At 57.2% G+C, this 13048-nt stretch carries 10 protein-coding genes and 2 pseudogenes; 8 read left to right on the top strand and 4 right to left on the bottom strand.

Features of this window, described 5'->3' with window-relative positions; genetic code table 11:
- The first annotated feature begins 450 nt into the window (after window positions 1–450).
- The 7 genes and pseudogenes from ASG57_RS15105 to ASG57_RS15085 all read left to right on the top strand — a co-directional run bounded on the left by ASG57_RS15105 (window position 451) and on the right by ASG57_RS15085 (window position 6903).
- Window positions 451–2367, top strand: a complete 1917-nt coding sequence (locus ASG57_RS15105) for a copper resistance system multicopper oxidase (protein ID WP_057196688.1) — start codon at window positions 451–453, stop codon at window positions 2365–2367.
- An 86-nt stretch (window positions 2368–2453) separates the two neighbouring features.
- The gene (locus tag ASG57_RS15100; protein ID WP_200948560.1) at window positions 2454–3374 is read left to right on the top strand and encodes a copper resistance protein B; all 921 of its coding nucleotides are present in this window, start codon (window positions 2454–2456) and stop codon (window positions 3372–3374) included.
- Window positions 3375–3566: 192 nt separating this feature from the next.
- A pseudogene (locus ASG57_RS15095) lies at window positions 3567–3830 on the top strand (transposase); the annotation flags it as partial.
- Window positions 3831–4029: 199 nt separating this feature from the next.
- On the top strand, window positions 4030–4425 hold the full coding sequence (tnpA, locus tag ASG57_RS39980) for an IS66-like element accessory protein TnpA (RefSeq protein ID WP_057196686.1): 396 nt from the start codon (window positions 4030–4032) through the stop codon (window positions 4423–4425).
- Complete coding sequence (gene tnpB / locus ASG57_RS36730; RefSeq protein ID WP_082528963.1) at window positions 4422–4769, top strand: IS66 family insertion sequence element accessory protein TnpB; 348 nt, start codon at window positions 4422–4424, stop codon at window positions 4767–4769. Before tnpA ends, tnpB begins: the two co-directional genes overlap by 4 nt.
- A gap of 45 nt (window positions 4770–4814) precedes the next feature.
- Window positions 4815–5173: pseudogene (locus ASG57_RS36725) on the top strand (IS66 family transposase); the annotation flags it as partial.
- 254 nt (window positions 5174–5427) lie between these two features.
- On the top strand, window positions 5428–6903 hold the full coding sequence (locus tag ASG57_RS15085) for an IS4 family transposase (protein WP_082528962.1): 1476 nt from the start codon (window positions 5428–5430) through the stop codon (window positions 6901–6903).
- Window positions 6904–7317: 414 nt separating this feature from the next.
- Here ASG57_RS15085 and qatD read toward each other — a convergent pair whose 3' ends face one another.
- The 4 genes from qatD to ASG57_RS15070 are packed head-to-tail and all read right to left on the bottom strand — an operon-like array spanning window position 7318 to window position 11921.
- Window positions 7318–8085 carry a Qat anti-phage system TatD family nuclease QatD gene (qatD, locus tag ASG57_RS36720; RefSeq protein ID WP_082528961.1) on the bottom strand — a complete coding sequence of 256 codons (768 nt, stop codon included), beginning with the start codon at window positions 8083–8085 and terminating at the stop codon, window positions 7318–7320.
- Window positions 8082–9392, bottom strand: a complete 1311-nt coding sequence (qatC, locus tag ASG57_RS15080) for a Qat anti-phage system QueC-like protein QatC (protein ID WP_057196685.1) — start codon at window positions 9390–9392, stop codon at window positions 8082–8084. Before qatC ends, qatD begins: the two co-directional genes overlap by 4 nt.
- Entirely contained in the window at window positions 9389–10153 is a 765-nt protein-coding gene (locus tag ASG57_RS39975; protein ID WP_082528960.1) for a Qat anti-phage system associated protein QatB, read from the bottom strand. Before ASG57_RS39975 ends, qatC begins: the two co-directional genes overlap by 4 nt.
- A 1-nt stretch (window position 10154) precedes the next feature.
- Window positions 10155–11921 carry a KAP family P-loop NTPase fold protein gene (locus tag ASG57_RS15070; protein WP_057196683.1) on the bottom strand — a complete coding sequence of 589 codons (1767 nt, stop codon included), beginning with the start codon at window positions 11919–11921 and terminating at the stop codon, window positions 10155–10157.
- A gap of 257 nt (window positions 11922–12178) precedes the next feature.
- Between ASG57_RS15070 and ASG57_RS36710 the strand changes: the two genes are divergently transcribed.
- Window positions 12179–12982: a helix-turn-helix domain-containing protein gene (locus ASG57_RS36710; protein ID WP_082528959.1), complete on the top strand. Its 804-nt coding sequence runs from the start codon at window positions 12179–12181 to the stop codon at window positions 12980–12982.
- Window positions 12983–13048: the final 66 nt, after the last annotated feature.

Here is a 13048-nt window from a genome sequence, read left to right as displayed (position 1 = left end):
GTCTGAGCGGGATGATCATGAGCCTGCAAGCGCCGCAACGAGTGCAGACCTGCTCCAAGACCGATCACGATAGGGTGGATGATGACGAACTGATGCTGATCTGATGGCCCCCTAGGGAATGACGAGGATGCCGAAGAAGATCACCGTCCAGGGCATCGTCTGCGCACAGTTATGGGGCCCATCGTCGCCATCAAAATATCAAGTATCTAGCAATAGCGCCAAGAGTGGACCGGAAGGGCTTGCGAGCACAACTCCGAAGGTTCCGCGGTTCCTTGAATGCCAAAAGCCGCCAGTTAGTGTGGCCAGGCGGTCACATTCAGACAGAATATCTTTGCCGAGGCGCCGCTCTTACGCTTCTTGCTGCATGTTATTGAGACTGCAGCTCCCCGTGCGGGTACTCTCGATCGCCTCTGCCGAACTTCGGCGCCGAACCGTGTAGGAGATTGGACATTGAACGAGCTCAGCCGCCGCCAATTGCTCCGTCTCGCCTCCCTGTCCGGTGCTGCTGGCTTGGCCTCGTCAGCACTCCCGAGCTGGGCGCAAAGCAGCCCTTTACATCCACCAAGCCGGCTTTCGGAAGTTTCCGGGAGTAACATTGAGCTGACGCTCGACAGAGCGGTTTGGCCGGTCGATGGAAAGGCAGGCTCGGCGATAACAATCAACGGCACGGTTCCAGGTCCGATACTGCACCTGAAAGAGGGACAAAGGGTACGGATAGCTGTCACGAACCGTATGGACGAGACCGCCTCCATACATTGGCACGGCATGCTGGTCCCGTTTCGCATGGACGGCGTGCCCGGCGTGACATTTCCGGGGATCCCTGCGCGCAGCACGTTCGTCTACGAGTTTCCTGTCATTCAAAACGGAACGTATTGGTACCACAGCCACTCTGGCTTTCAGGAGCAGGTCGGGCTGTACGGGCCCATTATCATCGATCCAAAAGGCGCTGATCCTGTTCGCTATGATCGGGAGTATGTGGTGATGCTCTCGGACTTCAGTTTCCTGTCTCCGGAGCTGATCATCCAACGATTGAAGCAGGAAGGCGGCGTGTTTAACTATCAACGGCAAACTGTCGCCAGTCTGCTCGCCGGCCGCGACCAAACACTGGCCGAGAGGCTGCAGTGGGCCAAGATGCTGATGGACCCGACCGATATTTCCGATGTCACAGGTGCGGTATATACATTCCTGATCAACGGGCATGGACCGGAAGATAACTGGACGGGTCTGTTCAAGCCAGGCGAGCGCATCCGCTTAAGATTCATCAACGCGGGCGCGCAGATGGTGTTCAACGTGCGGATACCCGGTCTGCATATGACTGTCGTTGCCGCGGACGGACAGATGGTGCGGCCGGTCCAGGTGGATGAATTCCAAATCGGCAACGCCGAAACCTATGATGTCATCGTTCAGCCTCGGGAAGATAAAGCCTATACGATCGTGTCCGAAGCCGTCGACCGTTCCGGCATGGGGCGAGCTACGCTCGCTCCACGGATGGGAATGACGGCGCCGGTGCCGCCACTCCGCGAGCGGCCGCTGGCGACGATGAAAGACATGGGCATGGACATGTCCGCCATGAAGATGAGCGACATGAAGCCATCGGCAGCATCCAACAACGGAATGTCGGGTATGTCGAGCATGCCTGGTGGCGCCCAGATTTCCGGTCGAGCTCGAAAAGGGATGCAGCAGTCAGCCGGCATGCAAGGAATGCCCGGGATGTCCGGCAAGCCGGGCATGAGTTCGATGTCATCATCCACGCCGCCCGGAATGGCTCCTCCCAAGCCGCGCGGTTCTGACGTGATGAGCGGACCGGAAATGGACATGCGTGATCCAAAAAATGCTCCGGGCGTAAAGATGGGACCGGGTGTCCAGACGATCGCGCCCATGCCGCAGGATCGAACAGGCGATCCGGGGATGGGGCTTGAAAGCGTAGGGCATCGAGTGCTGACATACAGAGATTTGATCGCCTTGGAGCGCAATCCCGACGCTCGCACCCCCACCCGTGCCCTTGACATTCATCTCACGGGCAACATGGAAAGGTTCATGTGGGGCTTTGATGGAGAGAAATTCAGCGAAACCACAAAGCCCTACACGTTCAGAAAACGCGAGCGTGTGCGTGTGACGCTGATCAACGACTCCATGATGCTCCATCCCATCCACCTGCATGGCCATTTTTTCGAGGTGGTGAATGGAGCTCCCGAAAGCCACAAACCACGTAAGCATACGGTCAACGTCTTGCCCGGTGGAAAGGTGAGCTTCGACATCACTGCCGAACCCGGAGACTGGGCCTTTCATTGTCACATGCTCTACCACATGCACGCCGGCATGTTTCAGGTGTTCAGTGTGCGGCCACTCTCAGGTGACAACGCATGAACAGGTCTGTGCTGATCCTAGCGGCAGCCGGCATCGGGACTTGCAGCGTTCCGGCGGCAGCTCAAATGAGTGGGAATATGCCTGGCATGAACATGCCGGCGAGCCAGCCGAATGCGGCTAAGCCGCAGAAAAAGCCTGGGGATCGAAGGGCACCGGCAGCTGCAAAGAAGTCGCCGGCTTCGCAATCCGCTCAGGATATGTCGATGCCGGGCATGCAAATGCCAGGAATGAAGCCGGCAGGAGGAAAAACCGCTCCCGCCGCGGCCCCCATTCCATACTCACCGCCTCCTCCGCCTCCGGCATATCACGCTGCCGACTATTATTACGATCCAGCGCAGATGGCCGAGGCGCGCCGCGAACTTCGCCAAGAGCAAGGCGGAGGGATCTATTCGAAGGTATTTTTCAATATAGCTGAATTCCAATTGGGCCAGCCGGGCGGCTACCGCTGGGACGGGCAGGCTTGGCTCGGCGGCGACATCAACCGGTTCGTTGTCAAGAGCCAGGGCGATGGGAGCCGTCGCGAGGGTCTCGACAGCGCTGAAGTCCAGTTGCTCTATTCGCGAGCCGTGGCTCCCTATACAGACCTCCAGGCAGGTATTCGCTACGACTTCAAGCCGGATCCGACGCGGGCCTATCTCACGTTCGGCGTGCAGCAACTGTTTCCCTATTGGTTCGAGTTCGACGGAGCTCTCTTTGTTTCGAACAGAGGAGAACTGCTCGGCCGGCTCGAAGGCTCTTACGATCTGCTCTTAACTCAGCAGTTGGTCCTGCAACCCCGCGCCGAACTGAATTTCGCTGCTCAGAATTCGCAGGACATTGGAGTTGGAGCCGGCCTCTCCAACTCCGAGTTGGGACTGCGCCTGCGATATGAATTCCGCCGGGAATTTGCTCCCTATATTGGCATTTCGTACGATCAGAAACTAGGGAATACGGCTGAGTACGCAAAGGCTTCGGGCAAGGACAGCGGCTCAACGAAGTTCGTTGTGGGGCTTCGCTCCTGGTTTTAGTCGCAGCCGAGCGCATCGTCCCCTTTCGGCTTCGAAGCCGTGATGATCTTGGCTGTTTCGCCTCAGAGCGGCTCGCGGACGACAAGATTGGATTGGAGCAGAAAACCACTCAGGATCGCTTGCGCACGTGACCTTGCCCCACGGACTTAATCCAGTTTGAAGTTCGCTCTGGCCCACGACAAGGACCAGAGCATGAAGCGCAGCCGCTTTTCGGAAGAACAGATCATCGGGATTTTGAAGGAGCATGAGGCCGGCGTGTCGGTCGCCGATCTGTGCCGCAAGCATGGCGTTAGCGACGCCAGCATCTACAAATGGAAAGCCAAGTTCGCTGGGATGGAGGTCTCGGAGGCCAAGCGGCTGAAGACGCTGGAGGACGAGAACACGCGGCTGAAACGGCTGCTGGCCGACGCCATGCTGGACAACGCGGCCTTGAAGAACCTCTTGGGAAAGAATGTATGGTCCGCCCCGTCCGTGCAAGGGTTCGCGACATCGCCGACGACGATTCCAGTTGCATAAATGTATCCGGCCTCTCGCGAGTGGACTGCTGTTGCAGCCAGGCCATGATGAGAGTATCCCTCCGGCGGCGGCCGTCTTGTGAAGTTTGGGCGTCTTTCTGAGGATGTGACCTTAAGTCTAGCCTTAAGGTCATGCCGCTATGCAGGTGAAGGTATTGGGCGCCGAGCGCCGGCGCCGATGGCGTTACGACGAGAAGGTCCGACTTGTTGAGGAGACCTTGCAAGCTTGTGAGACGGTCTGCGGGATCGCGCGCCGGCATGGGGTGGCTCCGAGCCTGCTGTTCACCTGGCGTCGGCAGGCGCGACAGGGCCGCCTGGGCGGTGACGCGGTGTCAGTTCTCGTTCCTGTCGAAATCACTCCGGCGCCGGCTCCGATATCGATCAGCGCGCCGCAACCGGCGTCTTCGCCGCCTGCGCAGCGTGCGAGGACTGGAATCATCGAGATCGAACTTGGCGGAGGCTGTCGCGTTCGGGTTGACCGGGACGTCGACGGTGAAGCGCTGCAGCGCGTCCTTGAGCTTCTGAGGCGGCGATGATCCCGATTCCAAGCGGCGTCAGGGTCTGGATTGCCACGGGCCACACGGACATGCGGTGCGGCTTTCCGAGCCTGGCTCTCCGCGTACAGGAAGTGCTCAAGCACAACCCCATGGGCGGTGGTCTTTTCTGCTTCAGGGGAAAACGCGGCGATCTTTTGAAGGTGATTTGGCATGATGGTCAGGGGGCATGCCTGTTTACAAAAAGACTTGAGAGAGGAAGATTCATCTGGCCTTCGGTTGCGGGCGAAGCAGTGACGATCTCTCCGGCGCAGTTGAGTTATCTCTTATCTGGAATCGACTGGCGCAACCCTCAAGAAACACGGCGTCCAACGCGAGTTGGATAGCCTTTTTACGATTGAATCTGCAGCCTGATCTGATTCAATGGCTTCATGACATCGAAGCCGGGCGCTCTTCCTTCGGACCTCGCGAGTGCCTACATGGCGCTGCTGGCCGAGCGTGAGGCGTTGCAGGCTGAACGCGATGTGGCCGTCGCAGATGCCGCCAACGCGCGGGCGGAGCTGTCGGACAACGAGGCGCTGATCGCGCATCTCGAGCTGCGGATCGAGAAGCTCAAACACGAACTGTACGGGCAGCGCTCCGAGCGCACGGTGCGGCTGATCGAGAGTTGGAATTGGAGCTCGAAGAACTCGTCACCACCGCGAGCGAGGATGAGCTTGCCGCGCAGGCCGCGGCGGCGAAGGCCCAGACCGTGCGCGCCTTCACGCGCAAGCGACCGGTGCGTAGGCCGTAACCCTCCGGTGAAGCTTTCAATTACCCACAAATGCTTGATTCTATTGCGATAGCCCCGATCGAAAAATCTTGAATCGGATGAATCGCTTGTGATTCATTGTCGAGCACCTGNGGCAAGGCGGCCTTCACCGGCTTTCAATTACCCACAAATGCTTGATTCTATTGCGATAGCCCCGATCGAAAAATCTTGAATCGGATGAATCGCTTGTGATTCATTGTCGAGCACCTGAATCGCGGCGGCGAGGTGCCTTGATGCGTTCAAGCGGAACGACGTGTCGTTGGTCGGCCAGCCCGGATGATGGTGCTGAAAGCGCCGTCGAACATTGGACGGAGCGGGAGATCGACAAAGCAGCTTTCAAAGATGCCCGTCTGGGTCAGCGATTTGGGGAGCTGTTGAAGCAAATTGGTGACGGCATGGGCGGAAGCATACCGCTCGCATGCCAGGACTGGGCGAGCACGAAGGCGGCCTACCGCTTCTTCGCCAACGAACGCGTGGAGGAAGCTGACATCCTCAGCGGCCACTTCGCCGCCACACGCACGCGCTACGACGATTGTACGGGCCCAATTCTCCTCATTCAGGACACGACGGAATTCTCCTACCAACGTGCGAATACGAGCGCCATCGGCCTGACCAAGAGCGTCAATAGCGGCCGGGACAAGGATGGCCGTTGGCGTCATCACACGGTCTGCGGAATGCTGATGCATTCCAGTCTCGCCGTAACTGTCGAGGGCCTACCGCTGGGATTGGCGGCGGTGAAGTTCTGGACACGGAAAAAGTTCAAAGACACCGCGCAGCTCAAGAAGAAGATCAACCCGACCCGCGTTCCCATCGAGAAGAAGGAAAGCGTTCGCTGGCTCGACAATCTCAGGCAATCGATCGAGCGGCTCGGACAGCCGGCGCGTTGCATTCATATTGGCGACCGCGAAAGCGACATCTACGAATTGTATTGCCTGACGCAAGAGCTTGGCGCTCACTTCCTTGTCCGCGCCTGCGTCGATCGGCTGGCAGGCGACGGCGGTCATACGATTGCAACCGAGATGGAAGAGACCAGCGTCAAAGGCTTGCATTACATAGACGTGCGCAACGACAAGGGTGAGACGACGAAGGCCGCGCTGGAAATCAAGTTCAAGCGGATCGCAGTCTTGCCTCCCATCGGGAAGCAGAAACGTTATCCAGCCCTCGACCTGACGATAATCCATGCCACCGAGCGCGGTACGCCAAAGGGCCGTAAACCAATTGAATGGAAGCTCATCACGGACCTAGCCGTCCGCAGTCGCTCCGAAGCAATCGAGAAGATCAACTGGTACGCCATGCGATGGAAAATCGAGGTGTTCCATAAGATCCTGAAATCGGGTTGCAAGGCGGAAGACTCAAAACTCCGGACGGCGGAGCGACTTGCCAATCTAATGGCGGTCTTCTGCATTCTTAGCTGGCGCGTCCTCTGGCTCACCATGCTCAATCGCATCGCCCCAGACGCGTCACCGAAACTCGCGTTGACGGACACCGAGATCGCGTTGCTCGATCGACTCATCAGCGGCGCCAGCCATCGACGATGTCGCCCTGGAACCCTTGCATTCTACTTGACCAAACTTGCACGATTGGGTGGCTACCTGGCCAGGGCCGCCGATCCGCCACCCGGAAATGTTGTCATCTGGCGCGGACTCTCCAGACTCACTGATATCGAACTCGGCGCCGAAATCGGAGCGGCCGGAAATGTGGGTAATTGAAAGCNCACCCGGAAATGTTGTCATCTGGCGCGGACTCTCCAGACTCACTGATATCGAACTCGGCGCCGAAATCGGAGCGGCCGGAAATGTGGGTAATTGAAAGCTTCACCGGACGGATACCTATCTCTACTGGGATACGGAGCTGGACCCGTAAGGGGCGGCGCATCTGCTGTTGTGCTGGGACTCATAAGAGTGTCAAAGGACACATAAGAGTGTCACGTTTCGAATCCTGTAGTGGGACTCATAAACGCGTCAAAAGACACATAAGTGTGTCGCGTTTCTCACGTTCCCAAGAGCGCGCTGACTACAACCTAGGATGAGCATGCGGCGCAAATATGCCGCAAAACAGCTAATTCGATGCCGAATCTCTCAGCTAACCAATCGAAGCTACAAAAGGGCCGTTTACCAATATGCCTAGCTGCCGAGGGCCAGCTCGCGCGACCCGCCTTTCGCCGCGATCTTCCCAATCTCCCTGAGGTTGGACGCCAGCCCGTCCTGAACCTCTTCGGTAGTCATGTCCCAAATTCCGGCAAGACCTGAGACAACTAGGGGGATATCTGAAGGTGTAAAAGGGCGGCTGCCAATTTGCACAAAAGGACCGTCGCTCTCGGTAAGAACGCGGTCACGCGGCAGGGCCGCCAATATGGCTCGTCCACGTTCAGAACGGGTCATAGGCAATCCGACAGAAAACCAGCACCCCTGATCTGCCGCGCGCCGCATCTGAGAGGCGGAACCGGTAAACCAATGAAGGACAGGGATCCCAGCATCGGGCTTCCGTGCAAGGCTCTCAAGAAGAGGCTCGACTGCTGCTCGGCTGTGGAGCGATAGCACTCTTCCGCCAGCCCGGGCTGACATAGAGAGCACGCTTTCAAAAACACGCTTCTGCACGGCAGAATGCATTTTGAATTCAGCACTTCCGTCTAGACCTACTTCGCCGACGTAATCCGTTTCCGGCAAAAGGGCCTCGAAAAGCGCCAACTCGCGATGCCGTTCGTGAGCGACCTGCGGATGGAGTCCGAGCGCTGTACGAATTCGGGAAGCTCCCTTAGCCAGACGCAACGTGTTTCGCCAGGCTTTTGGAGTTGTCGTGACGGATAAGACGTATGCGCGGCACAGCGAGGCCTCCCGAGTGACCGCGACTGGGTCAGGATAGAGGTCGAGGTGACAATGAAAATCGATCAAGGGAAGCCACTCGCCCGCAGAAAGTTGCCAAGCTCGCTGATACCACGCTTGAATACGTCGACGCACGCGGAACGTTCTTGCTCGTCTTCAGGCAGTGGTCCTGCTTGCATTACCCAAGGTTCTATCCGGAAGGTGCGCGAACGAGAGACTGCCGTCAAGACAGAGATAAGGTCGTCACGAATCTGCGGATCGTTTGCGATCTTTAAGAGATTTGGCTCGCGATATTCCGTGTCATCAGCGATAGCGGCGGCGTGAAAGGCAGCCCGACGGATTAGGCACGGTACGCAGTGACCACACTGCTTGTTCTTCCGCTTCCATTTTCCGCACGAGACCGTGCCGGCGGCGGCCAGCTCGAAGTCAGCCGTCGTTGTTGCATGCCGTGCCATTATTTCTCCCTTCGTCTGATGCCGCAGCGGATTGCTGATGACGACGGGAAGACCGACCCCTTCCAAAATGTGCTGGATCGCATTCAGGAAGAACGGGTGGGTAGTTCTCGTACTATGCGACCCAATGCGACGTGGTGTCAGAGGGGGATTTAGTGCGATGTGTCCATTTTCAGGAACAATGAGGTCTACACGCGAGAGTCCTCTAAATTCTGCAATGGCCGTAGCTGTCAACACTCCAAAGGTCAGAAAATTGAGGCTTCTGCTACGCATGCTGATCTCGGTTGCACCGGTCCAAGTCGGATGCGCGTTCGCCGCGAACCGAGGACACAAAGTCGGGAGGAAGGTTGCGACGTTGGCTTGGTATTTCCGGTCACCCCTATAGGCATGGCTAACAAGAATTGGGCGACGGCCTTCGGAGAGCAGGTCGAGAACTCCAACGTAGCTGTCGAGGCCGCCAGAAAAGAGGCAGGCGCATTCTGCTTTCGAAAGGTCGATAAAGATCCTTCGACGATCTCGAACAGCCTTGCTGGGCGGACGAGGGCCACCGCGTTTGAACCGTAGCGTCCAGTGGTCTCCGCTCAAGAAATTGAGAGCACTCTCGAGCATTGAGCGTACGGCGTTCCATGGCCTGGGATCGATCAGGGGAACCGTCAGCTCTAGGCGTCGGCACCATCTATCATCGGCATCGCTTCGGAGTACGAACGTGTCAGCGGCGGTTACCGCGAGCCCGATGGTCAGGAAGTCAAACGCGTCGCTCCTGATACCGAGTTTCAGTCGACTAACCGGATCGAGCAACATGGAGCCGATACGAGCGACCTTGGGCGGCATAGCTCCTTTCCCGTACAGGATGACGTGAACGTCTGAAGCTTTGCGAGTAACCGGTAGACCCGCTGCGTCGGCATGGCAGATCACCTTCGTCATTCGAAAGTCTCCCATTCTCGCCAGACTTCCTGCATAGCATTGAGCTGCGCGGGCTCGACGTCTAGCTTCGAGATCCTTCCGACGCCGTTTGCCAGTTTTGGACCCAATTGCCGATCCATTGCGATTTTGATCAGATCGAAGAGTTCATTCTCTGCTTCAATGGTCCGAGCTTCGGATGGAGACCTATTCCAAGCCGACCCGGCATCTTCCGTCACTTGGTGAAAGAGAATTCGTGCGAGGTAATCGACAATGACTTCTACGATTTGATCCGCGGATAAGGTACTCGGGTCGAAGATCTCTTCGTCCACTAGAACTTCGGTCATCGCCTCATTGATCGCAACCGCAACCCGGTCTGCATCGATCCCCGCCGGCGCCAGAGCCCGTGCAATTTCCTGAACTGCGATCGTTAAAGAACGTCCGACAAGGCCGGAGAGGTCCACTCCAACTGAGACGGAGCCAGTTCCCCCGCCCTGCATCTCACCGAGGAGCGCAAACAGACTACCGCCGGACGAGTAAGCTGGACCGAAGCGTCTCGGACCAACCCGAGCGCCGCCAGTTGCTGTCCTAGCGTAGCGGCCTAGTGCAGATTTTAGAAACGAGCCTTTTCCGATTCCTCTGGCATGGTGGCCAAACGCGATCCGAAAGGGCTGAAACCGATTAGTCGCTGGCGTTGGTATTGGCGCGCCAGGCGTGGCATCCGTACCGGCTGGAATGAGTGGTGACTTCCCGCCAGCTCCCGCACTAGACGAAGAGGTCCCCACGTCACACCTCTTTCGCTTTGCCGCTCATCATCATCGTCATCCATCGTGGTGCCTTCTCGCCAAGCGAATTCACAAACGACGCGAGCATCTTGCCCGCATCCTCGTTCGCTCTCGCCAGCAGCACAGCGCCGCGGAAGTCGTCCCGGGAGCGCGACCACTCCGGATTCAACCTCATTCGCCTGATTAGCTCTTCCATAACGGCCGGCTGTTCCGTCGTGATCGACTCGATGGCAGCTTTCGCGGTCGGAGATGCTTCAGTTCGAACTTGTCGCAACACATCGACCGCTTTTATCGCGGCCTCTGACAATTTCGTTGCTGTAGCCCGGAGCGGGACAGTTTCGCGTGCCAGATAAACAGCAGGCCTCAAATCTACTTCGCTCAGCTTCGGCTCAAGCGCGGCCCAATCACGGACAAAGTCAACGTGCTTCAAGATTTCCGGAGGGCATCCTTCGATCGCCTGATCGCCATCGGTGCCCCCGGATTCAAGAGTGGCAAGAAAGTGAGGTTTTCCTGCGGAGGCGTTGATTGCGGTGTGCAAAGCGTCAACAGCCTTTGCATCGGTGCATCGCTCAAAGAGTGCCAACTTAGCGATGACGGATTCATCGAGCTCCATCTTTCGCTTCCGAGCAACGGACGCCCGCATGCGAACAACGTTCAGCATCCGTTTAATAATACGAGGATTGCCGTTGACGTTAGCGGAATACGCGAGAAGAGGAGCCATTCGGTCGGCGAGATCGAGCGTCGAGCGGAGCGTCCTTGGATCGTCCGGCTTGAGGATGGAGAGCACTTCATCGACACCAAACTTGGCATCTGGCTTCCAGGCTTGTCGCAGCTGATCAACGAGAAAAGCTCGGAGCTGCTCCAGACTGTCCCCATTCGCTCCGGAAGCCTCAGCGAACAGCAGCAGCATGTAGGCTCTCACGTCTTGGACGCCGAGCTTCGGGACCCTGATCGGCACCTGGATCAACTTATCGAGGTAGTCCTCAACCAGACGAAGCGAGGGGTTCCTGAAATGCGTGGCAACGGCATGACGGACCATGTCCTCATCTGCCGCGATAACGAAGGCGGTGCGCGGCAAGAAAAGGAAGAGACGTATGGCCTCTAGCGTGTGAATGGTATTCGGAGGCGTGCAGCGATCGATATTGTCGATCAAGACGACTAGGGTCTTGCCGAGACCCGACAGGACCTCGCTGAATTCCTGCCTAAAGGCTACGATCTCTTCGGGTGGACTTTTCTTGGGCTCCGGAGCGATCAAGCCTTCTGACTTGGTCTTTGCGTCTTTAGCGCCTTCTTCGATAGCTTTGACGTCATCTTCGTTGGCATCACCGGACAGAATGTCTCCGAGTCCCTCGACTCCCTTCCGGATCAAACCGAAGGTCGGGACACCCCAAAAAGCGGCTGCACCTTCAGCAGCGTACCCGAGAACTCGGAGTTTGTTGGTCCGCTTGAGTAGGCTCAATGCCTTTTCACGTAAGCCCTCAGGAGCTTCATCGAGCAACGCTTTTGCGATCACTGACATGAGCGCGGCTCGAGCGTCGTCGTAGTCTTGGTGTAACCAGGCATCAAACTCTACGAAGAGGAATTTGTGCTTGTGCTGGGATAGCTCTCCCCTCATGAGGTTGAGCACAGTGGATTTTCCCGTCCCCCAAGTGCCAAAAATTCCGAGGGAGAGAGGAAGCAAGCGCTCTGTTCCCACCATCTCGGCGGCGAGTTCAGCAACCTCAGAAAAGTTCAAGTAGTCAACTTTGGCGTCTGCGTCGGCCCACATAGTCCCCTCGATGGGGACGATGTTCTTGATCGGACCCGATACATTGGTCCGCCGCCCGGTGCCCCCTTCGCGACGAAACTAGAAGCCCAAGAGGCGCCCGGCAATCATTGGTTGTACCGACTAGAACCAAAGTCTTGTTCAAAGCCGATCAGTTCACGCAAGGGTCCAAAGGACCGCAAAAACGTTAGTGCCCGCCTCTTGCAATCACTCTTTTAGAGTAATATTATATAGTCATAAGTTACCTTTTTGGAGCAATAATGATTACTCCTTCGCAATGCCGGGCGGCGCGAGCCCTCCTCGGTTGGTCTCAAGAAGAACTAGAGACAGCCGCGAAAGTGTCGAAAAAGACGATTGCCGACTTTGAGCGCGATCAACGCAATCAGCAGGTGCGAACAATCGATGCGATCGAAGCAGCCTTGAACTCGGCTGGCATCATTTTCATACCGCAGAATGGCGGCGGCGAAGGTGTACGAAAGAGAGGAGCAATACCTCGTCTTTTTCGACGCGATGACGTTGAGCATCGCGAATGGGTCGCTTTTGCATTCGACTACAAACAGCAACGCTTTACCGGATTTGTAAGCTATCAGGCGTTGGCAGGCATTGCGCTGTCCAACATCGCGCCGATCGCAGCCTTTGACCGGGACGTGGCGCGAATCCTGATAACGGCAGCCGACAAAGTGGATAAATCTGACTTCGATCCCGAGGGTCGTGTGCTGTTAACTCGCAACGATCTGCCGCCGATAGAGTTCGACCCGAATGTCGTTGGAAAGACAATCGGCAGAACGAGGCTTCATCTTATTGGACGTCGGAGGTTCACGGCGATTACCGGCGCGGTGGTGGAACCTATCGACTATAATGGCTTTCGCGTTCGGCTCGACGACGGTAGCACTAGGACATACCTTAAGCTCCGCGCCGGCGATGGGGATCATGACGCATTAGATGTTAGCGCCGAGATCGCTGCGGGCTTTTTCATTGTCAGCGAGCGCAACGACTGCCCCTTCTCAGTTGGAGACCAAGTCCGACTGATCCGTGATCTTCCCCCGATAAAGTGGACGGGTTAAGCGGCTTTTAGCTCCATCTCGATCGGGGGGATATATCCGAGTGCGGAATGGAGCCTTGTCCGGTTA

Source organism: Bradyrhizobium sp. Leaf396 (assembly GCF_001424605.1).
Classification (GTDB): domain Bacteria; phylum Pseudomonadota; class Alphaproteobacteria; order Rhizobiales; family Xanthobacteraceae; genus Bradyrhizobium; species Bradyrhizobium japonicum_C.
The sequence above is the reverse complement of the archived record's forward strand: the minus strand, read 5'-3'. Positions and strand labels throughout refer to the sequence as shown.